This is a genomic window from Paenibacillus sp. P46E (genome assembly GCF_001909095.1).
Classification (GTDB): Bacteria; Bacillota; Bacilli; order Paenibacillales; family Paenibacillaceae; genus Paenibacillus_AQ; species Paenibacillus_AQ helianthi.
On the sequence record NZ_LVYZ01000037.1, the window covers coordinates 1 to 21128 of the forward strand.

Here is a 21128-nt window from a genome sequence, read left to right on the forward strand (position 1 = left end):
CGGCTGGCTCTGGGCAAATTGATAGTCCGGGTATTCGTCCATTAAGGCATTGACGGTAGAGAAGGTCCGGCTGGTCTTCCGCACGGTCTCCCGCGCCGGCCACAGCCAGGCAATGTCGATATGCGACTGGCCAACCATATGAATGGTGCCTTCCGCATTGCCGCCAATCCCTGCGATATCTGTACGCAGCGTCGCTTCCAGGGCCGCTACAGCACTGCCTTCACGTACCGCTGTCTCTTCCAAATTCAAATATTCATCCATCACCCGGTACAAGGCTTCCAGCATCCGCGCGCGGCGCATATCCGCTTCGGGCAGCAGGACCGCCGCATCGCGGACGATGACGGCGGTGTACATCAGGCTCTGCACCGGTTCATTGACCCGTACCAGCCAGGTGCGGATGGCCCGGATCGGCGGCTGGATGACCGCCTGCTGATTCAGCGGGTCCACCGGCTCGGGAATGGGATCAAACAATTCGATCTCCAGCTCCAGCGGCCGGCCGTCCGGCGAGGCTTCCAGGGTTACAAAGGTGTGGTTCCGGTCGAGGCCTTGGCGGGATTCCCCGTTCACCCGCAGCAGGCCCTCGCCGCCCGACTCAAATATGAGCCCCGTACGCTGCCCTTGCCATTCCACAGGAATTTCCAGTGTACGGCGAAAAAAATACGTGGTTCCCTGTACACTCGGGAACAGATTGAAATCTCCGCCTTCGGTATACGGCCGCATTCCGTCATATTGACCCGGCACGGTATAGACCGAAGCCTGAATGTCCCAGCCCTCCAGCGCCTGCTGCTCCAGCCATTGCCGCTCGGACAGCTCGCGGATGAATCTTCTAATCCGTTCCATGTGACCCCTCCGTTCTACGTGACCCCTCCGTTACCTCGAGTGCGGCTTCCAGTACCTCATTGACATGAGGACCCACCAGCACCTTGAATCCTCCCGGCTCCACGACAGGCTGAACCTCCGGGCCGATATATTGCAGCTGCTCCGCGCCGACTTCAAATTCTACGATTTGCGCAGCGCCCGGAGCCAGCGTGATTTTGCGGAAGCCTTTGAGTTCCTTCGCGGGTCTGGATACCTTGCTCGCCACGTCGGAAATATAGAGCTGGACAACCTCGGCGCCTTCCCGTTCCCCCGTGTTGGTCACGGTGACCCGTACCGTTGCGGTTTGGTCTGCCGTAATTGCCTGCGGCTCCACCTGAAGTTCCGAGTAGCGGAAGCTCGTATAGCTCAGTCCGAACCCGAACGGGTAGCGGGGCTGCGAATCGGCTTCCAGATATTGTTTGCCGCGTGAACGCTTGCCGTTGTAGTACACCGGAAGCTGACCCACATCCTTCGGCCAGGAGATGGTCAGCCGGCCGGAAGGATTCACGTCTCCGAACAGAATATCTGCCACCGCATGGCCGCCCTCCTGGCCGGGATACCAGGCTTCCAGAATGGCAGCCGCGTGTTCCTCGATCCAGGGCTCACTCACCGGACGGCCATTGATATAGACCACAACCACCGGCTTGCCCAGTTGATGAATCTTCTTGAACAGTTCCAGCTGCACACCTGAGAGGGCCAGCGAGATCCGGTCAATCCCTTCGCCGCAGTCCATATCGCTCCAGGCATGCTCCGTCACCTTTGACGCTCCGGTCTTCAGGTCGATGCTGCCTTCGCCGAAATCGCGGGCACTTGAACCCCCGAGCACCATGACCACAGTATCAGCCTGCTCGGCGCAGGCCAAGGCGGCTTCGAAGCCTTCTCTGTCGTCGCCTTTGATCCGGCAGCCGGGGGCGTACAGCACCCGCTCTGCTCCAAGCTTGCTGCGGACCCCATCCAGCACGGTGACGATGCTGGACCGCGGCTGGGGCGAGGTATAATCGCCCAGCTGATTGTACGGTGCATCGGCATTCGGGCCGATGACCGCCACCTTGCCGGTGCTCCCGCTGCCGCTATTGCCGCTCGCACTGACGCCGCCACCCAGGTTGCTGCCGGTGCCACCCGCACTGACGCTGCCACTCCCGCTATTGCCGGTGCCACCCGTACTGACGCTGCCATTCAGGCTATTGCCGACGCCATTCCTGCTGCCACTCCCGCTGCCCACGCCCATACTGCCGTTACCCGCCAGCGGCAGCGTCCCGCCTTCATTCTTCAGCAGAATGATGCTCTCCGCAGCCAGCTTCCGGGCCAGCTCCCGGTGCTCCGCGCTGCCGATGAACTTTTCGGCCGCCTCCGGATCGGCGTACGGCTGCTCAAACAGGCCGAGCCTGAACTTCAGCTCCAGTACCCGCTGCACGGCGCGGTCCAGAACCTCCACCGCCAGCTTACCGCTGCGGACAGCACTGGCGAGATGTTCTCCGAACATGACGCCGGACATCTCCATATCGATGCCTGCCGTGATGGCCTGCACCGACGCATCCAAACCGTCCTCGGCGACGTCATGGCCGGCGGCCAGCATTTCGATGGCGCCGCAATCGGTAATCACGAGGCCGTCAAAGCCCCAAGCCCCCCGGAGAATCTCCTCCAGGAGTGCGGTATTCGTCGTACAGGGTACGCCGTCAATCTCATGATAGGCGGGCATAATGGACACCGCGCCTGCTTCCACCGCCTTCTTGAACGGAAGTAAATCCACTTCCAGCAGCTCGCGCCAGCCCATATGCACCGGACCGGCATTGCGGCCGCCCTCGGAGCTGCCGTAGCCGACAAAGTGCTTCAGTGTAGCGCCCACACTATCCGGGCTGCTCAGCGATTCTCCCTGCAGCCCCTCCACGGCGGTCACCGCCAGTTCGCTGATCAGGTAGGCATCTTCGCCAAAGCATTCCTCCGTCCGGCCCCAGCGGGGATCGCGCACGACATCCAGCACCGGCGAATAAGTCACCGTTCCTCCCTGGCTCCGGGTTTCCAGTGCCACCGCCCGGCACATCTCCCGGTACAGATCCACATCCCACGAGCTGCCCAGTGACAGCGGAACCGGAAATACGGTCGCCCCGATGGCCATATGGCCGTGCGAGCACTCTTCCCCGATCAGGATCGGGATGCCAAGGCGTGAGTTCTCGATGGCATAACGCTGAATGGCATTCACTGCCTCCGCCCCCTGGCGCGGGGACAGCCCGCTGGCCAGGGTCACTCCGGTCCACGGATCTGCGCGGAGCATGCCGTAGAGCGAGCCGATGCCCGTCTCCGCTACCTGACGTTTGAAATCCTCAGTAAGAGTAATCTCCCCTTCGGTATGTTCGTAAGCCTGCCAGCCGAAAGGCTGAACCAGCTGTGCAGCCTTTTCTTCCAAGGTCATCTGTCCCAGCAGATGCTCAGCCCGTTCCCGGGGAGAGCACTGATTAGACTTGTCACTCATAAGCTTCTCTGACCTCCCTTTCCTGGAGTTATCCTTTAACACTGCCGAGTACGAGACCCTTCACAAAATACTTTTGTAAAAATGGATAAACAAGCAGGATAGGGAGCGCTGTAAGGAAGATCTGTGCTGCCCGTCCCGTACGGTCCGACACGAATTTCAAGGTATCCGGGTCCTGCATTTTCATATTTTTCAGCGAATTGGCATCTATTGTAACGGCTTGAAGATAAGTCGCGAGCGGATAATGCTCCGGGCTTTTCATATAGATCAGTCCGTCGAACCAGGAATTCCAATGGAATACCATCGTTAACAGCGCAACAGTCGCAAGCGAAGGAAGGGAAACGGGCAGATAGATGCGGAAGAGCACGGTCAAATGGTTCGCACCATCCATCAGGGCCGATTCCTCCAGCTCTTTAGGCAGCCCCCTGAAAAAATTCAGGATTAGAATGACATTGAACACGTTAACGGCACCAGGGAGAACCAGAGCCCAAATCGTATCCAGCAGCCCCGTCTGTTTTACTGCAAGATAGGAAGGAATCAGACCGCCGTTGAACAATATGGTAATGACGAAAACCCATGCATAAATGCTTCTCCAGGGAAACTTATCGTTTTCCTTGGAGAGCGGGTAAGCGGTAAGGACACAGATGAAAAGACTCAGCACAGAGCCGAGCACAAGCCGTTCGACTGAGTTGAACAGGGAATGCATGAATGTGCCGTACTTCATCACGACTGCATAAGAGTGCAGATTGAAATCCACCGGCCAGAAGTTGACCTGACCTGCACTTACCGCGCCCGAAGAACTAAAGGAGACCGCCAGCACATTGAGCATAGGCAGGAGACAAACGATTGATAAGGCGATCAGGAAGACATAATTGCAGATCATAAACAGCATCCGGGATTTTGAACGTTTATACATATCAGGAACCCCTTTGATTAGAAGATTCGGTAATTCGCCAGGCGATAGGCCAGATAATAGGAGCTCGAAATGAAGAATAGCGAAATCAGCGATTTGAATAGTCCGATAGCTGTAGATACGCTGTACTGGGCATCAACAATCCCAATGCGGTAAATCAGTGTATCCAGCACATCTCCCGAAGAATAGGTGGCAGGTGTGTACAGGTTGAAGATCTGGTCAAAGCCTGCATTCAGCACATTGCCCAGGCTCAGTGTCCCCAGGAGAATAATAATCGGCAATATCCCCGGAAGGGTCACATTCAGCGTCTGCTTCCATCGCGAGGCACCATCCATCAGTGCGGCTTCGTACAGGGAAGGATTAATTGCGGTAAGTGCTGCCAGATAAACAATCGTATTGAAGCCAAATTCTTTCCAGATATCGGTAGCTACCAGTACAAATCGGAACCATTGATTATCCCCCAGAAAGAACACCGGATTGAACCCGAAGAAGGCAATCACCTGATTGACCACACCGGACGATGGCGAAAGAATATCCTTCAGAATCCCAGCCAGAATGACCCACGAGAGGAAGTGGGGAAGATAGATCAGGGTCTGAACGCCTTTTTTGATAAAAGTGTGCACCACCTCGTTGAGCAGCAGGGCAATGATGATGGGCACTATCAAATTCCCAATCATTTTCATCACGGCGATCAGTACCGTATTTCGCAGCACCGGCAGAAACTCCGGCATTTTAAACACATAGGTGAAATTATCGAAGCCCACCCAGGGGGAATGGAGCATCCCCTTAAATCCTGAGAACTTCTCAAACGCTATCACAATGCCGGCCATAGGATAATAGCAGTAGACCAGCACGAGAATTATAGCGGGAAGCAGCATCAGGTGCAGGATTGTATGTTCTTTGAAACTCCTCAGATAGCGCATACTCTTCGTCTCCCTCAATCCATTTATTGATATGAGGCCATTCGAATAGGCGAAGGGGAAGAATCCTTCCCCTCCGCTCACCGATATTCTTTTAATGTGAGGCTTTCCAATCATTCACTTCCTTGGTGATTTGGTCACCGCCGAGAGAGTTCCAGTCCGCTACGAATTTGTCAAAATCCTCACCGGAGCCTTTATTCATAATGATCTTCGTAAAGACCTCCTGCTCCAGCTTATCCAGCGAGCTTTTTTTGGTCACCATCGTTGGAGTAGGCGCGCCGTAAAACTCGGATTTCAGCTGATTCGGCAGATTATCCTTTTTGATAATGGCAAAAGCGTCAAATTGGCGCATAGTGCCGTAGCCCTTAGCAATATCTCCTTTTTTGAAAGCTTCAATTGCATTGAAGGCTTCGATCTGCTCGGAATTCAGTTTGGAGGAATCTCCAGAGGCAAGCGCCGCTTCCACTGCATCGAGATTATCGGGAATATCTTTGGTGGTCGGCCAGGATTGCACGAGCGGATATTTAAAGTAGCTGACGACCGGTGTAACATTCATATTTGCTCCGAATTTGGCATTCTCGGACGTTGCTCCCCACATTTTTTCCTGGAATTCATTCAGCAGCTTCACAGCCGCCTCCGGATGCTCATATCCTTTGCGGATGACCGTATAGGAGTTGACCGTTGGGTTGACCGCTTGAACCACAGGCTTGCTGCCATCTACGGATACGATGGAATAAGGCTTCAAGTTGACCAGATCGGCATTTTTACTGACATCAATGGGCCAGAGCGAATTCCAGTTCCCGCCATACCACATGCCAAGCTTATTGCCAATGATATCCTCGCCCAGCTTGCCTCCATCCTTGACAATCCATTCCTTGTCGATGAGTCCGTTTTTGTACAGCTCCTGCAGCTTAAGCAGAGCTTCCTTGACTTGAGGCTGAATGCCGCCATAGACAATCTTGCCGTCGCTGCCCTTCACCCACATTCCGGGATAGGCCTTAAATCCGGCAAACCAGCCACCGAGATCGGCAACATCTCCTCCAGTCATTACCGGACCCTGGGCGATGCCCAGCCCGTAGCTGTCCTTCTTGCCGTTTCCATCCGGGTCCTTGTTCACAAAGGCATCGGCGATAGCCTCCAAATCCCCGATGCTTGCAGGTTCGGCCAGTCCCAGCTTCTTCAGCCAATCCGATCTCAGCCAGATCACATCATTATTGGTTATGGTTCCCGCCAGATTAGGCAGCGCCATAAGCTTGCCGTCAAAAGTAGCGGAGCTGATCCCGATGCCTCCGTCCTTGTTCATCAGCTCTTTGGTGAACGGCTTGGCAGATTGCTCAAAGGCTTCTGTCAAATCAGCAAGCTGGCCCTCCTCAACAAGCTGCTGCAGCTGAGTGGAATTGACCTGAAACATATCCGGCAGATTATCTCCCGAGCCGATGATGACATTCAGTTTGTTGGTATAATCCTCTGCCTTGGCCGCGGTCCAATCCAGCTTCACCTTGATGCCAAGGGTGTCGCTGAAATAACGGCTCCACACATTGTTGTTAATATCATCCCCGGAATCATATACCCAGTTGGATTCCGCCAGCTGTGCCGCTACAATCTCAATCGGAGGATCGTACTTCCCGTCCTTTTGTCCTGCAGGGGCATTGGTGCCGGCATTGGCTCCGGCAGTACCGGCCGCTGTTTCCTGTGCCTTCGGTTCATTGTTCACTTGGGCTTCTTTGTCAGAGCAGCCTGACAACACCAATACCGTGGCCAGAATAAGAGCTAGACCACTGCTTCCTGTCACCTTTTTGCTCACTTGCATGTTATAGCCTCCCTAGAATTCGTCTATCTAAGTGTAAGCGGAGCCGAAAGATTGCCCGCATAGTCTTCCATGACCACGTATACAGAAGTAGCCGCGGAGGTAAAGCTCAGGCTTGCCTTGGTTGTGCGCCCCCGGATGATACGGGGTTTGCTGCCGCTGCTGTAAGTAGTGTCGAAGGATCTTGGTGTTCCGTTCTCATACACGTACAGATAACGCCAATCCCGGGTCGTAGGCATAGGCAGATTCAGTGTATTCCCGCTCCATGACCAGCTCTCGGCATAAGGAGCACAGACGACATCAATGAAATTGCCGCTTTTGGATACCGGCAGATTGCTGCCGATGGCTACAGTTACCTCATAATCGTCCCCGTTTACCGGCATATTGTTGAAGGTAGCGGATGTCGTTCCTTGGGCAACTGTGGTTTGAGCTGAGACAGCCGCCGGAGTCGTGATTTGGTTCAATGATTTAACAGTTACCTTGACTGGGCCTGCCACCCCGGCCGGATTCGTCCAGGATACGGTCAAATCACCATTCGACTGTGAGCTTGCGCTCAGATTCGAAACCGCATTATTCAGGTTGTAGGCGAGGGTCGCAGCCGTTCCTTCACTACCGTCAGCACCTACAGGAACAACCTTGATGGTGCCTGATTGGGCAGGTAATTTTTTAATATAGAACATACTGTCATATTTGCCGCCCATAAAAATGTCATTAACATACACGTTATACTGTTTGACCTGGGCATAGTTGGTGTTCATATCCCAGTTGAGCACCATTTCTCCGGTACCCGGATAAGCGGAAGCGATGGCAAGTCCGGTTGGAGCTGCCGGGGAAACTGCTGATCCGTCATACACACGGAGCTGGCCGACGTTCATCTGATAATTGGCAACGGCGGCGGAGCCGGGGTTATAGACAAGTCCGAGCGCAGCGATTTTTTGGCCTGCATAGGCACTCAAATTGAGCTCAGCAGTAGTCCAGCCAGTGGTCTTGTTACCGCTGCCGGGAACAGCGATCTTGACGACAGTAGTCGGATTGGCTGTCGTCACAAGTCCGATATACATCGTCGAGGTGTCATTATTGGAAGGCTTATTATAGGTAACAGACACCTTGGAATTGGCATTTACGCTAAGGTCGGTCTTATACAAACGGAGAAAATTCTCCGCATTCAGATTTCCTTTGACCACAAGTGAACTGCCGCCTTTGTAGCCTCCGATTTGCTGATAGCTGAACCGGGTTGTGCCGGTAAGGTCATAGGAAGGGCCATAGTCAAAATCAACAGCGAGCCGGTTGCCGGTTGTATCCTGCCACCACTCCCAGGTCACCGGAATGTCCTGCAAGCTCATGTTAGACCATTCTGCAGTATTGGAGACCGCTCCGTTCACATAGTAAGACAGCCCATGTCCCGTATTGAAGCTGGTGCTGAAGTTGTTCCCGCCGATTACCGAGCGTTCGGCAATAACCGAGGCTACGCCCGGCCAGTTACGGTTATCTGCGTAAACGTCAGTAACTGTATTGGTGGATGATGGTGTTGTGTTCTTCGGATTAACATTGGGACCGGACCACCACAGCTGCTCGCGCAAGGTCGTCATCCACTGATATTTATTCTCTGACCGGTGGCTGACCGGATAAGACAATCCCATATCCTCATCCAGGCCGGAATGTACGAAATCTGCCCCGAGTGTAGACAGGCTGACTCTGGGCACGCCTCCGCTCAGCTTGCTGCTCAGCTGCGAACTGTTCGTGGTGCTCCAGCGGTTGGCGCCCGCTTCAATCCCTGCAAATCCATTCTTCAGAATGTTATAGCTGGTGCCATTGGTGGTATTGAAGCTGTTAAGATAATTGATTGCATTGGTAATCTGTGTGCCGGTCATCCCGTAATCGAAGAAAAAAGAATTGGATACCTGCTTCCCGCCGTTATACAGGAAGGAAATATTATTGGCATTGAAGGTGCGGGCAAAGGTATTGGCACCTGTACTGGTATTGACCGAATCATCCCACTGCACATAAAGTCCGGCGTCCTGCAGAACTTTCATAAATGCGATGTAATTCGGAATGTCCGCGACGGCGATATCTGGACTCAGCTCTTCCTGGTTGATGAAGAACCCGTCAAAGCCATAGTATTGGGCCATTTCAATCAGCTTGAGGGCTACCGTGAACTGGCCGCTGGCATTCTTAACGAGCATCTGCTTATACGTCTGCTGACCGCGGTCATTATTGGAGAAGAAGATGCCTGCCAGGGAGAGAACCCCATTCTTGTGCGCGGCATCGGTATAGGTTGGATTCGGGATGTTCAGCATCCCGAACTCGAACCACTTCTCCTGCCAGTTGGACTGCGCCAGGCTGTCGTAATAGGAAGGAGGGGTATAGGCGGTGGCTGTTCCGTGCCAGTAAGAGTAATAATCGGTGTACTGCCAGAAGTTGAAATGGTATTGGGCAAACTTGTTAGTATAGGGGGCATTCTCAATGAAAGCATTTCCATAATCCCCGGCAATGGTGCCCATTTGCACACTAGGATTCAGCGTCTGATTCGCCTGTGTTGCCGTAAAAGGGGCGATCCGGGTCTGCAGTGGCACGCGGGACCGGAGCAGTGCAGAATCGGGATCCGTTTGCGGGGTCCAGTTCGCAATTTGACTGCTGGTATAGCCATGTACACTAGGCTGGTTGGCTCCGTGAGCGCTTTCACCAGTGAACGGCCAGGTGTCACCGGCATTCACTGTTGTTGCCCCTAGCAGCACTAAGGCTATCACAGCTGGAAGCAAAGAGGCCCTCTTTCTTTTTCCCGTCCATGCGTTTCTACTCAATGTCATCACCCATTTCTATAATAATGGTGTTGCCAAAATAACCATAGCATGGGGGAAATAGACCTCTCTACTATTCAATTTACAGATGAACTGTCTTATTTACAGTTTGGGCTTTTCGCGATATTCACTTGGCGTCATTCCTACTGTTTTCTTGAAAAAACGGTAAAAATACCCTTCAGAAATAAAGCCGACCGCTTGGGAAACCTCCTGAACACGCAAGTCACTCTCTTGCAGCAGCAGCTTCGCTTTATTCAGCCGCAGCTCTGTTATGTAATCCAGCAGACCAGTCTTTGTGGTCTGCTTATACAATCGGGAGAGATAATAGGGATGATGGTTGAAGACCATGCCCAGCCTGGTCATGGATAAATCCTCCGCTAAATGACTGCTGATATAATGCTCCAGCTTCTCAACAATGTCATTCTCCTGATTCGTACTTTGAAGGGTCCGGCAAGCAAACAACACATCGGCCAGCTGAATAAAGTAAGCTTTGTATTCATTCCAATCCCTCTCTGCCCCTATACGGAAGAGCAGATCCAGATCCAGCTGCCTGGCAATCTCCTGCCAGATCCCCCAACGGTTAATGGCTGACAAATACATCCCGCCGAGTGATAAGGCAACCTCCAGCCGGATCATCTCTTCATTTCCGTCCGCCCGTACCGGCAGCCCGAGAATATAACCAAGCAGATCGTAGAACTCTCCCCGCTCCCCATTCTCCAGATGCTCCTGCAATTTATGTATCTGAAAGGAAATTGCCGGTGCATGTCTCGGAGTGCTCTCTCCGGGAGCGGGATGGACGGCATCCGCAGTCTCGAGCAGAATCGCTTCCTCCTTGATGCCAAGCCCCCGGTTCAGCAGCAGCTTCAGCGATTCGAAAGGCTCCTGCAGTGCGTCCCATTCGTGGAAGGAATTGCCGACAGCAAAGGAAAGTGTAATATTCAGCAGTTGATGGCAAGCTGCCTGAATATCCTCCAGCGAATGCTGAAGGAACAGCAGAGAACGCCGCCGCAGCTTGTCCGTCTCCGTAAGACTCTCGTCCTCTCTGGGTTGAACGAACCAGATCATCCGTGAAGCTTCATAAGGGTAAGAATAGCACGACAAGAACGGATGGAGATATTCTGCGGCGATATTCTGGATGGAATAGATGATCAGTGCCCGGTCAGACGGGGCGGTTATTCCCCGCCAGTGATCGATACGTGTGAGGAACAGCAGCACCGGAGATTGGCTGTCCAGATGAATCTGGAGATGCTCGAACTGTTTCACACGCTGGGTCAGTGCGACCGGGTCGCCTTGCAGCAGACGGTTCATCAGCTCTTTGCCCATATAAGGCAGTGTGGAGCGAAACTGCTCTCTGGAGCGCTCGATCAAGCTCTGGAAGCGGACAGCTTCCTGCAGCTGCTGAAGCGCATCGATGACTGCCGCCCCAATAACCTCATATCCTTCGGTCTTTAGAATATAATTACCGGCCCCTCCGCGCATAGCCTGCTGGATCAGCTGAAAATCATCATAGCCGGAGAGAAAAATCATGCGGCAATGCGGCCATCGCTGGGATACCTGCTGCTGAAGCTCCAGCCCGCTCATTCCAGGCATACGGATATCGGACAGCACAATATCCACCTTGGTCTCTTCCAGCAGCCGGAGCGCTTCCTTGCCGGAATGTGTGCCATACACCTCCAGCCCTTCCAGCTTCAGATCCAGAAAATACCCAACCAGCCCGTCCACAATAATCTTCTCATTGTCCACAATCAATAACTTACTCATGAAATCCTCCTTCAATAGCAGGGTTAGAGCGGGATACGCAGCGTTACACATAGCCCTCCCGCATGACCTATTGCAAGCTCCAGACCGTAGGCTTGCCCATATCTGAGCTGCAGGCGCCGGTGCACATTGAACATTCCGGTTGTTTCCCCCGAATGAGCGGTCGTGTGCAGCCGGTGGTTCAGCTCCTCAATCATTTCCGGATTCAGATGTCCGCTGTTATCCTCTACTCGAATGATCAGCAATTTCTCATGTTGCTCCACCTCAATTAGCAGCAGCCCAGGTCCCTCCACTTTCTCCAGTCCATGCAGATATGCATTCTCTACCAGAGGCTGCAGGATGAGCCGGGGAACCCGGACAGTCCGGCAAGCCTCCGGTATTTCACCCCAGCGGATCTGAATATCCGGGAATCTTAAGGACTGGATGCCTGCGTAAGCCTGGGTATGCATCATTTCGTTCTCCAGTGACACCTCATCCTCGCCGGTACGGGTGATGTAGCGAAAGTAATTGCCCATGTGAAGCACCAGCCGCTCCGCACTGTCCTTGTCTTCCTGCCGGATTAGCGTCAGCAGAATAAAGAGACTGTTATATAAAAAATGAGGATTAATCTGGGACTGGAGCTGCTTCAGTTCTGCATGCTGAGAGCGTGTCTGCTGCTCCGACACCTCCCCGATCAGGGTGCCGATCCGGCTTACCATCGTATTAAACTGCTGAAATACATCCTGAAATTCATCATTGTAACGGTGCTGCAGGCGGAGCTCCAGATTGCCTTCCCCCACCTGTGCCAGAGAGTTGACCAGCCGCCGCATCGGCTTATGGATAAGCAGAAAGATTCCATAGGAAAATATGTAAACAATCAGAATAGAGACCAGCGTAATGACCCAATACCAGCTCTGGTACTGCTTCAACACACCTAATGCTTCCGCCTCCGGCACGTAATGGACAAGTGTGAGGCCAAGAGACTCCGATTGCTCATAATATATCAGATACATTTTATGGTCCATTTCAATCCGGTCCATTCCGCTTGCCGTCTGACGCTTCTGTTGTCCGGATACCCATTGGCGGATCGATTGGGTGATGGATTCATCGTTCGTATCCCCTATAACCCACTGTTCAGGTTCATTCAAGAGAATGGAGCCGGCATTTTTCTTGCCTGACATTTGTGCCATGGACTGCTGCAATAGCGGTATAGACAGCTCTACCTCTATCATAAACATCATGTCATTTCCTGTGGTCGGATACAGCATTCCAAGAATCAGACGATTATTCACAAAAGTAAACGGAGATTGCGTCCGCTTGTCTTTACCGGCTATCACTCTGATCTCATCATCGGGGATGGTGCTGCTGAAGCTTGTTGTCCAAATCGTGCGGCCGAGACTGGGGAAATAGATGCGGATATCCTTGATATACGGGCTTGAGCTTTTGAGAATGGAGAGCTTGTTCTCAATTCGTAATATGGTCTGGCCCCGTTCATAATCGTCCATCGAATCGGGAATGACCCCCGCCTTGAGGAAATCACCGTCACTGCTGATATATTCCCGTTCCAGGCGGAGAATCCGGTTGATCTCCGTTTCCAGCGAGCTGAGATAGAAATGCACATTGGAGGCGCTGGATTGCAGGATTTCGTTCTGAACCTTGTTTACACTCGAACGGTTCATCACCAGACTGAGTGTTTGAATGGGGATAAGCACAACCAGGAAGGAGATAATGATTTTGGGCAGAATGGTTAAGCGTTGTCCGAATAGATTGAAAGAAACAGGCTTCATAGGCAGGCTCCTTAAACACTCAAATGGACGGAAACATCTCGATGGAATGATTATAATCCTGTCCGTTTAAAAACACATCCGTTTGCCTGCAAATAATTGTCTGTTAGAATGAACTAGACAGCCAGCCGCCGGAAATTTACCGGCGGCTGGCTGTTTTCTATTAAAGGATAACGTGTGTATGAGCTGTGCTTACAGCTTCCAAATGCGCTACACAATGACTGCCGCTTCAGCGCGGGTGAGCGGATCGCCCGGAGCAAGCTTGCCGTTCTTGCCGTTCACGATGCCGTATTCACTATATTTATCCGCGCCAGGGTAGGAAATCCGCGGAACTCCTTGAACACAATTTTCAGGCGGTCTGCGCGCGTCCCCGACAGGCGGATGATTTTTTTATAGCCAATAATGGTTCCTGCGGCCACCTTGATCCATTCCCCCTGAACTTCGCACCAGAGCTCAAACCCTTCTACCCGTTGTCCCTCCATGATCTGTTCCTGCAGAATGACACTGTTCATATCAACAGCTTTCGGGAATGCGATTTCGACCCATGGCTCCCGGTCAGCTTCCGCCGGCTTCCAGCATATACCGTCCTCAATATCCGCCAGCCGAGCCGCTGTATCTGCAGAGCTTGACGCGGTAACCGTCGCCTGCTGCATTAGAGAAACATCTTCCAGCCGGGCAATTCTATTACCCAAATCCGCCAGTGCCTTCCGGTCTGTTTCCACAATCTCACCCTCTTTATTCGGGGGAATGTTGAGCAGGAAGGTTGCATTGCCTCCCACGGCATTCAGATAAATATCATACAACTCTCCGCCGCTTCGGACCTGGCCATCTTCCTCTTCATGATAGAACCAGCCGGGCCGGATGGAGGTATTGACCTCTGCCGGATACCACACCCAGTCCTCGCCCTCATAAGCCGCCATAGCTGCTCGGCTTCCCAAATCCTCATCCATCGAATTCAAAGAACGCGAGAACCCGCCATCATCGGCCTGCTGGGACTTCTCTGCAATCTTTTCTGCATCCTGGAGCCGCTTGGGCACAACACTCCATTCTTCTTGTCTTGTATGTCCCGCTTCATTGCCCACCCAGCGGATATCCGGGCCGCAGACACTGATCACACACTCCGGCTGAAGCCTGCGGATTGTCTCATAGTAACGGTCCCAGTCGTAATATTGCTTTTTGCCGCTGGGCCCCTCACCGTTCGCCCCGTCCAGCCAGACGCACCCGATCTTCCCGTAATTCGTCAGCAGCTCGGTCAACTGATGCACATAGAAATCGTCATAGGCTCTGCCTTCGCCATAGGTTTGCTCTGTCCGGTCCCATGGAGACAGGTAGACTCCGAACAGCATCCCTTGCTCCCTGCATGCCTCTGACAGGTCATTGACCAGATCTCCCTTGCCATCCCTCCACGGTGTGCGGGCTACGGTATGCACTGTATACCGGCTGGGCCAGAGGCAGAACCCATCATGATGCTTGCAGGTCAGAATGACCGCCTTCATGCCTGCGCGTTTCAACACCGAGACCCATTCCCCGGCATCCAATTTGGACGGATTGAACACACTGATATCCTCATGTCCCTCGCCCCATTCCATGCCCAGCATCGTATTGATGCCGAAGTGAATAAACCCGTAGAACTCCAGCTTCTGCCACTGCAGCTGCCTGCCGGACGGCTTCACCTTGAAAATTTCTGTCTGGTTCATCTGTGCGGTCCTCCTTGCTCTTCAACATGTGTATTTTTGAACTAAAATCCTTCATTTCGGGTATGGGCCGTAACTGCGGTGATGTTTGGACTTCCGGCCGCTGTTATGTTTGGATTTCCTGATTTAAACCGTTGTCCACGGTAGAAATCCAAACATAGCCTATGCTTACGATGCCAGCTTTCCTACGGAAAGCTCTCAGGCGGACGCTACCGCTCCTACAGTTCCAAAATCCCCTCCGTTACTTTTACCTTTTTGTATTTTTCTAGTTCGCTTTGCTTTGCTTCGCTTCTTAAAATTCCTTCCACAGAATACCCCCGGCTTCAAGCTGCACCGCCGAAGTGTTGCCCGCTCCATCATAGACAGTGGTGGATTGCGGTTCATGCGAATTGTTGACGATGGCATATGTACCGCTCTCCGGATATGCGTGTACTTCACAGGACGGATTATCCGCGTACCATATCTCTAAATCCGCTTCCTTCCCGGCAGCATAATACAGGCTTCTCATCAGCAGTCTGCTGTTCTGAGGGGTATAAGGCAATCCGGCAATATACACCGCTCTGCCCTCACCCGCCTGATTAGCCGCCAGATGGATTTCACCATGGGAATACTCCAGAATGCTAACACGGTCATGCAGCGCATACACATTCTTCATGCTCTCGCCAAAGCTAAATTCCGTAATACTGTCCGTGATAAAATGCCCTTCGGTCAGCTTGCAGAAATACTTATCTGTGGACAGACTGAAGCCCAGTTCTTTATCCACTCCAAAGCAATCCGCCAGTTGAAAGAACCGGCCGTGATGAGAAACCGCAGAAGGCTCCCCGACCCCGATCAATCCTCCCCCGCCGTAGACCCATTCTCTGAGCAGCTCTACTAAGCGGGAATTCTTCCAGACCTCCCCGCCGGAAAACGCCGTATGGACATCACCCGCATTCATAATCACATCAATGGAAGGGTCAATCCCCTTACTTAACACATCCTCGAAGCTGATAAACTGCACATCGACATTCATTCCGCTCAGCGATTCAAGGATTCCATAATAGGAATAGGCTTGTTTGGAGTACAAGCTGTGTGCCACCGTAAAAGCCTGCCATGTGCGCAAGGCTCCCCAGCAGTTCAGCACGGCTACCTTTAAACCGGTATATGGCTGGGTCAGAAGGATATGCTCGTGAATCTCTCTGAACTCATCCGTAATTTTCTCGACGTAATCTACAAAAGCCGGAAATTTATAAGCCAGACTCAGGTAACCGCCATAGCCCATCCGGTCAATCGGCTTGCGGAGAATCGCCCGGCGGGCCGTGAGCCAGTTGTCCCGGGCTTCGGCGACAGGATCATTGCCATCATAGAATACATCCGGGAAAAAGTAAGGCAGAAAACGTCCCTCTGTGTATTTTACATGAGGAATATCGGATATCATCCGCAGCGTCGTGCCATCGCCTACACTGCCGACAACCGCATCAAGGCCAGTGGATTCAAAGTACGGACCATAAGGCTCTACACCAATCCATTGGTCTCCCAGAAACATAATCGCTTCTTTGCCGCTTTGGTGCACCAGATCCACCAGCTTTTTCGTCTCGGTTGAAACAAAAGCAGAAACAAAATCAACATACTCTAAGTACGATGGAGAGGGCACTCTGAAAGAAGAGTTGTAATATCCCTGATCCACAAAATCCTCTGCAGTCAACGCATAACCCTTCTCCTTGCAAAAATCTTCGAGCATCGCCACAGAGACGCTTGCCCCATAGCCGAACCAATCCACGAATTTCTCCTTGCCGTACTGGTTGAATACGAGACTGAATTGATAAAAGAAAGTAGTGAACCGGACCACATCCACCTCCGGGTTATCCTGGAGCCACTGCTTCATGGTGTCATAGATAAAAGCGTTGGAGTGGGGCTGCTTCACATCGAACGGAATTTCATGCGGCTTGTCGCCCCAGTTATTGGTGATGTGATTGTACATCTGAACCGGGTCCCATTGGATATAGGCCAGAAAAGAAACGGTATACTCATGCCACGGCGTGGTTTTCAGAACGACTACCTTGTTGTCCTGCTCCAGAACCTGCCAATTCTCCACCGGCACAAGCTCCCCGGAGGTTCTGTCGTAGACTTGCCAATACCGTTTGGGATCATGAATATAGTCCACATCCAGCTGTTCGCTGTAATAGGATTGGAGCAAATCAATCACAAGCTCATCCGCCCGAGCCAGCGTGAAATCCGACATCAGGTAGATTTGCGGACACTCTTCCATATGCTGTCCGATGAACTCGTTATGGCCTCTGGTCGGAAAGTAGGCGGTATAGATTGTGGCATCCAGCGATTTGATTTCAGCATCCAGTTGGGTTCCGTCACTGTCCCGGATAGCGTCCGCCCCCCAGCGCAACATCATTTCCTTGGTCTCTTCGACGAATCCCTCTTCACTTGGCAGGGTTACTCTTCCTTTGGGTTTGGTCATTCGTGTCTCTCCCTTTTTTAATGACTTAAGTTTATAAAAACAGGCTAAGCCGTGACTGCGGGGAATGTTTGGACTTCCGGCCGCTGTTATGTTTGGATTTCTTTGATTGGAGCTGCTCTTCTCGGTAGGAATCCAAACATAAAGGCGGACGCTATCGCTCCTACAGTTCCAAACTTCCCCTCCGTCACTTCTGCCTTTTCAAAAAAACTAAACATAAATAAACTAAACACAGTAAATACAGTCATTAAGGCGCTGTAATCGCGTCATAATTACCTTGCTCAAGCCTCACGTCGCTACCGCGGAATTGCTGCTCCAGGTAGCCCTCAAATTTCAGGCTTAACGCCTCCGCCTTTAATTGGCTCTCCACTTCCTGTATGGGTACTGCATAATTCTCCGTTTTATCCACCAGTTTGACGATAGAATAGCTGTCGCCCATGTCCGCTACGGTGGACCAGTTGCCCTTCTTAAGGGTCAGGGCAGTTTGAATAATCATGGCTTCCGGGGATAGCGGATGGGCCTGGCTGTCCACAACCGCCGAGTTCTTGAGCAGGCGGAACCCCCTATGACTTTGCACGACTAGTTCTGAAGCTGCCCCTTTATTCAGCTGTCCAAGGGCAGCCTGCATGGCTTGTAATGCACTGTTTTTATCCTCTTCCCCGGAATAAGGAAGGGACAGCTCCTCAATCTCCAGCCGGGTCCGGTTCTGATAATCCTTGGCATGCGCCTGGTAGACCTGCTTAATCTCTTGTCCCGTTACTTGTAATTCCGTCTTACCCATTAGCTCTTCCAGTTCCAGCTTCAGATTGCTGAGAGTATAGAAATAATACTGGCTGAGATCATATTGTCCCAACCCAAAAACAGCCTTGTTATCGCTGATATCCTGCTCGCGCTGCTTGTTGCCGTCAGCCCAATCCTTCATTAATTGCCCAAATCCGCTATCCTCCACCAGCCCTTTGGCCTGCGCAAGAGTCTGCAGGAGCTTGCCTTTGGCCGCTTCATCCGCAGCGAGGCTCTTCAGCCTGTCGATGGGCCGTTCCCCGCCAAATTCGGTGGTCCAGTAGTCCACTTGGTCCGCCGCGTTATGCTGTAAGCTGAACTCGTTGGTAACGGCGCCTTTTTCCTTATCCATATACAGTTGGAACTCCTGCCGGGTCACAGGCTCTCCATTCACATACAGAATGATCGTGCCTGATCCGGGCTGAGCCGCTTCGGCTGACTCCGAATTCGAAGGAAGCAGCTTCACGAAGCCTATAAGTATCAATCCTGCAAGAACCGTGCAGCCCAACCCCCAAATGAAGGCTTTGCGCTGGATATCCCTTTTCATGAATACTCTCATTACCGCTTCCTCCCGCCGCATGACTTGTCAAGCCGTTCATACCGGTATAGCAGGGCGATTGCTTACGGATTTTTCCCAAACCCTTACCTTCATAATTCCAGAAATAAATGATTTCGTGAGCGTTTGCCCTATTGACCAGATAACTGAGGTGGAATGTCTCCACTTCAATCCGCTGATTGACCTCCCCAGGTATTGTCATCTGGAAAAACTCCACTTATTTCCCCGCAAAATCACCGAATGGATGGAAATGGCGAGAATCAAGTCTACTTTTTCCACCTAATCACCAAAAAACCGGTGAAATTCGCGAATTAGGTTTCCTTTTTCCACTTCAATCGCAAGGGTTTGCCATGACCGGTACAGCCTGAAGCCTCAGCCTTTCACCCCGCCCAGCATCATGCCGGCAGTCAGTTTCTTTTGCAGCAGCACATAGACCAGAATGGTCGGCGCCAGAACGATCACCAGACCAGCAAATAAGGAGCCCCAGTCCGTAGCATACTGCTGAATCTGCATCAGATTGGACAGGCCTACAGGAATGGTTTTCTTCGCGTCATCACTGATAAAGGTCATGGCCATCACGTATTCGTTCCAGAAGTCAAAAAAGCTGAACACAATCAAGGTGATAATCCCGGGCCGGGCCATCGGCACAATAATGCGGAACATGGTGCTGAAGTAGCCGCAGCCATCAATCATTGCCGCTTCTTCGTAGTCGTGGGGAATGGATTTCATGAAGCTGGTTAGCAGAAAAATGGAGAAAGGAAGACTCCCGGTCGCATACACCGCACTCAGCCAAAAGCGGCTGTCCAGCATATGCAGACTGTTCATCAGGATAAACAGCGGAACAATGACATACACGCCCCCGATAAATAAACCGGCAATATAAAAATTATTGAAGAAAGACCGTCCGCGGAATTGCATTCTCCCCAGCACATAGGCTGAAGGTACAGCGGAGATCAGCAGTATGGTCATGGACAGAACAACAACCAGTACGGAATTCAGCATGTAGTCCCCGATCCGGGCACTTGTAAAGGCATGGACATAGTTGATCCATTCAATGCCCCCCGGCAGCTTCCAGGGATTATCCATAATTTCTGCATTTGTTTTGAACGATGCCATCACGTTCCACAGCAGCGGATAGACTACCGCAATGGTCTGAACAATGAGCAGCAGGCGGAGAAGAGTTTTGCCGATAGTGCCGCCAAGAGTTTTTTTGGGACGGTGCAGCGTCTGCTGAGCAGCCATAGTTAGTGTGATCCCCTTTCAGTCAGCCTGTTGCTAATTAGCGCCAGAATCATGGAAATAATGAAGATAAACACGCCGATTGCCATCGCATAACCAAAGTTTGAATTGGCGAAGGCCTGGGAATACAGATAAGTCATAACCACCTCAGAATGATGGTCCGGTCCGCCCGCAGTCATGACTGATACAATGACAAAGCTGATGCTGAGCACACCGTTAATGCTGAAAATAATCGTCACCCGGATAATCTCCCAGAGCATCGGAATGGTAATATGAAAAAATTGCTGTATGCGCGTTGCACCGTCCAGCTCTGCCGCCTCGTACAGGTCGGGTGAGATGCCGTCGATTCCAGCCATGTAGATGACCATATAATAACCTGCCGCCTGCCAGATCAGCGTAACCGCCAGCGCCCACAGTACAACACGCTGGTCTCCGAGCCAGGGCAGTGCCCATCTGCCGAGTCCGACGGTCTCCAGTCCCGAATTCAGGAATCCCATCGTCGGATGGTAGATAAAGGACCACAGAATGGCAATGACCACAAACGATAAAATACTCGGGAAGAAAAACACCGTGCGGTACAGGTTGCGCTCCTTCAGCTTGGATTTCGTCAGAATGGAAGCATTCACCAAGGCGATCAGCAGGGTAATTACAGGTACAACCAGCATGAGCAGCCCGGTATTCTTGAGGGACAGCAGGAAGGTATCGTCCTGAAACATATCTACATAGTTCTTCATCCCGATGAATTTCGGCTTATCGCTGAGCCCAGTCCATAAATAGAATGATTTGTGAAAAATCTGCACGGTCGGGTAGACCTTGAACAACAGAAACAAGGCCAGCCCCGGCAGCAGGCATAAGGCAATAAACAGGCTTCTCCTAGTCTTCATTGTCATCATATGATGTAACCTCCGCTGCATCAGTCCTGAATAGCCTCTTTGCTCGAGTCATGTAATGTTGCAGCCCCTTTCTTCTGGATGCTCTTATTATAGGTTTGAACGCCTTTCCGCCAAATGAACAAAAGGGAGGATGTTCATGGAGGATTTTAAGCTCTAAGGCACATCTTAAAATTGTACAGGTTTGCGGTGTAAAGGGAGGGCTGCCCCCGGTCCATCCATGACGAACCTGAGAC

At 52.1% G+C, this 21128-nt stretch carries 14 protein-coding genes; all 14 read right to left on the bottom strand.

Translation table 11 applies throughout. From position 1 onward, the window contains the following. Window positions 1-840: glycoside hydrolase family 38 N-terminal domain-containing protein (locus A3849_RS12530; RefSeq protein ID WP_483874377.1), on the bottom strand; the 840-nt coding region annotated here is incomplete at its 3' end. Next, window positions 827-3328 (bottom strand): glycoside hydrolase family 3 N-terminal domain-containing protein, encoded by a 2502-nt coding sequence (locus tag A3849_RS33540; RefSeq protein ID WP_256700752.1) that lies wholly within the window; start codon window positions 3326-3328, stop codon window positions 827-829. The genes A3849_RS33540 and A3849_RS12530, both read right to left, overlap by 14 nt. 28 nt (window positions 3329-3356) lie before the next feature. Next, window positions 3357-4241 carry a carbohydrate ABC transporter permease gene (locus A3849_RS12545; RefSeq protein WP_074111734.1) on the bottom strand — a complete coding sequence of 295 codons (885 nt, stop codon included), beginning with the start codon at window positions 4239-4241 and terminating at the stop codon, window positions 3357-3359. Between the two features lie 17 nt (window positions 4242-4258). After that, complete coding sequence (locus A3849_RS12550) at window positions 4259-5161, bottom strand: ABC transporter permease (protein ID WP_074111735.1); 903 nt, start codon at window positions 5159-5161, stop codon at window positions 4259-4261. A gap of 91 nt (window positions 5162-5252) precedes the next feature. Further along, the gene (locus A3849_RS12555) at window positions 5253-6968 is read right to left on the bottom strand and encodes an extracellular solute-binding protein (RefSeq protein WP_083613480.1); all 1716 of its coding nucleotides are present in this window, start codon (window positions 6966-6968) and stop codon (window positions 5253-5255) included. 23 nt (window positions 6969-6991) lie between these two features. Then, complete coding sequence (locus A3849_RS12560; RefSeq protein ID WP_306010703.1) at window positions 6992-9724, bottom strand: endo-beta-N-acetylglucosaminidase; 2733 nt, start codon at window positions 9722-9724, stop codon at window positions 6992-6994. Between the two features lie 141 nt (window positions 9725-9865). After that, on the bottom strand, window positions 9866-11524 hold the full coding sequence (locus A3849_RS12565; RefSeq protein ID WP_074111737.1) for a response regulator: 1659 nt from the start codon (window positions 11522-11524) through the stop codon (window positions 9866-9868). 23 nt (window positions 11525-11547) lie between these two features. Next, complete coding sequence (locus tag A3849_RS12570; RefSeq protein ID WP_074111738.1) at window positions 11548-13287, bottom strand: sensor histidine kinase; 1740 nt, start codon at window positions 13285-13287, stop codon at window positions 11548-11550. Between the two features lie 207 nt (window positions 13288-13494). Then, window positions 13495-13566, bottom strand: coding sequence for an S-layer homology domain-containing protein (locus A3849_RS33965; protein ID WP_372237761.1), 72 nt, complete (start codon window positions 13564-13566; stop codon window positions 13495-13497). Then, window positions 13563-14981: an alpha-L-fucosidase gene (locus A3849_RS12580; protein WP_074111739.1), complete on the bottom strand. Its 1419-nt coding sequence runs from the start codon at window positions 14979-14981 to the stop codon at window positions 13563-13565. Before A3849_RS12580 ends, A3849_RS33965 begins: the two co-directional genes overlap by 4 nt. Window positions 14982-15270: 289 nt before the next feature. Continuing rightward, window positions 15271-17430 carry a 1,3-beta-galactosyl-N-acetylhexosamine phosphorylase gene (gene gnpA / locus A3849_RS12585; protein WP_074111740.1) on the bottom strand — a complete coding sequence of 720 codons (2160 nt, stop codon included), beginning with the start codon at window positions 17428-17430 and terminating at the stop codon, window positions 15271-15273. A gap of 244 nt (window positions 17431-17674) precedes the next feature. Further along, complete coding sequence (locus A3849_RS12590; protein WP_074111741.1) at window positions 17675-18766, bottom strand: peptidyl-prolyl cis-trans isomerase; 1092 nt, start codon at window positions 18764-18766, stop codon at window positions 17675-17677. Window positions 18767-19135: 369 nt separating this feature from the next. Continuing rightward, complete coding sequence (locus A3849_RS12595; RefSeq protein WP_074111742.1) at window positions 19136-20005, bottom strand: carbohydrate ABC transporter permease; 870 nt, start codon at window positions 20003-20005, stop codon at window positions 19136-19138. Window positions 20006-20007: 2 nt separating this feature from the next. After that, window positions 20008-20895: a carbohydrate ABC transporter permease gene (locus tag A3849_RS12600; protein WP_256700753.1), complete on the bottom strand. Its 888-nt coding sequence runs from the start codon at window positions 20893-20895 to the stop codon at window positions 20008-20010. Window positions 20896-21128: the final 233 nt, after the last annotated feature.

Coding starts and splice junctions, on each gene's coding strand:
- A3849_RS33540 (WP_256700752.1), bottom strand. CDS start 3,328: ATGAGTGACAAGTCTAATCAGTGCTCTCCCCGGGAACGGGCTGAGCAT.
- A3849_RS12545 (WP_074111734.1), bottom strand. CDS start 4,241: ATGTATAAACGTTCAAAATCCCGGATGCTGTTTATGATCTGCAATTAT.
- A3849_RS12550 (WP_074111735.1), bottom strand. CDS start 5,161: ATGCGCTATCTGAGGAGTTTCAAAGAACATACAATCCTGCACCTGATG.
- A3849_RS12555 (WP_083613480.1), bottom strand. CDS start 6,968: ATGCAAGTGAGCAAAAAGGTGACAGGAAGCAGTGGTCTAGCTCTTATT.
- A3849_RS12565 (WP_074111737.1), bottom strand. CDS start 11,524: ATGAGTAAGTTATTGATTGTGGACAATGAGAAGATTATTGTGGACGGG.
- A3849_RS12570 (WP_074111738.1), bottom strand. CDS start 13,287: ATGAAGCCTGTTTCTTTCAATCTATTCGGACAACGCTTAACCATTCTG.
- A3849_RS12580 (WP_074111739.1), bottom strand. CDS start 14,981: ATGAACCAGACAGAAATTTTCAAGGTGAAGCCGTCCGGCAGGCAGCTG.
- gnpA (WP_074111740.1), bottom strand. CDS start 17,430: ATGACCAAACCCAAAGGAAGAGTAACCCTGCCAAGTGAAGAGGGATTC.
- A3849_RS12590 (WP_074111741.1), bottom strand. CDS start 18,766: ATGAGAGTATTCATGAAAAGGGATATCCAGCGCAAAGCCTTCATTTGG.
- A3849_RS12595 (WP_074111742.1), bottom strand. CDS start 20,005: ATGGCTGCTCAGCAGACGCTGCACCGTCCCAAAAAAACTCTTGGCGGC.
- A3849_RS12600 (WP_256700753.1), bottom strand. CDS start 20,895: ATGATGACAATGAAGACTAGGAGAAGCCTGTTTATTGCCTTATGCCTG.